Here is a 983-nt window from a genome sequence, read left to right as displayed (position 1 = left end):
CTAGGCCGTGTCTCCCAATCGAGTTGCCGGTTCTCGCCCGATAGATCGTCGGGTCGGGCATCATGTTCGCCGTGGCGGAGACTGTCGGTGATCGGCACCAGGTTCTGACGGACAACCAGTGGGAACTGCTCGAGCTGTTGTTACCGAAATCTGATGGCCGCGTTGGCCGTAACTTCTCCAACAACCGCCAGGTTGTGGAGGGGATATTGTTCCGGTTGCGGACCGGGATGCCGTGGCGGGACCTGCCCGAGGTCTTCGGTCCGTGGCAAACGGTATGGAAACGTCACCGCCGTTACGCGGCCGACGGAACCTGGGATCGGGTGCTGGTCGCGTTGACCGCGTTGGCGGATGCGACCGGGAATCTCGATTGGGTGGTCTCGGTCGATTCGACGATCGTGCGGGTTCATCAACACGGCGCCAACACCCGCCGCAGTGGTGGTGCGGTTGCCGGCCCGGATGGTGAGTTATGAGCCGGCTGATCACGGGATCGGCCGGTCTCGGGGCGGATTGACGACCAAAGCCCATCTGGCCACCGATGGCAACGGTCGCGGTTTGGCGGTATTGATCACCGCGGGCCAGGCCGCGGACTGCCCGGTGATGCCCGCGGTGCTCGATGCGATCGCGGTCCCGAAGCTGGCTGGTGGCCCGCCGCGCCGGAATCCTGATCGGGTCCTGGCAGACAAGGCGTATTCCTCGGCAGCGAATCGAAAACTGTTGCGGAGCAGGCGGATCGTGGCGGTGATCCCGCAACGCTCTGATCAGGTCGCCAACCGAAAACGCCGCGGACGTGCCGGTGGACGCCCGCCCGGGTTCGACTCGCAGGCTTACAAGGGGCGCAATGTGGTCGAGCGGGCGTTCAACAAGGCCAAACACTGGCGTGGTGTCGCAACTCGTTACGACAAGCTGGCCTGCACTTACCGGGCCGGGATCGTCATGGCCCTCACGGTCGAATGGTTGAAGCTATTGGGAGACATGACCTAGTG

1 protein-coding gene is annotated in these 983 nt (G+C 63.9%); it reads left to right on the top strand.

Features of this window, described 5'->3' with window-relative positions; genetic code table 11:
• Positions 1 to 62 precede the first annotated feature (62 nt).
• Positions 63 to 981 (top strand): IS5 family transposase gene (locus ACLJPD_RS33110; protein WP_410877466.1). Its coding sequence is split into 2 segments (ribosomal slippage): positions 63 to 437 and positions 439 to 981, totalling 918 coding nucleotides; the frame shifts between segments, so codons are not numbered across the junction.
• The last annotated feature ends 2 nt before the right edge of the window (positions 982 to 983 follow it).

This window comes from Nocardia sp. A7 (assembly GCF_046549215.1).
GTDB lineage: Bacteria > Actinomycetota > Actinomycetes > Mycobacteriales > Mycobacteriaceae > Nocardia.
This window is presented reverse-complemented; position numbering and strand designations above follow the sequence as displayed.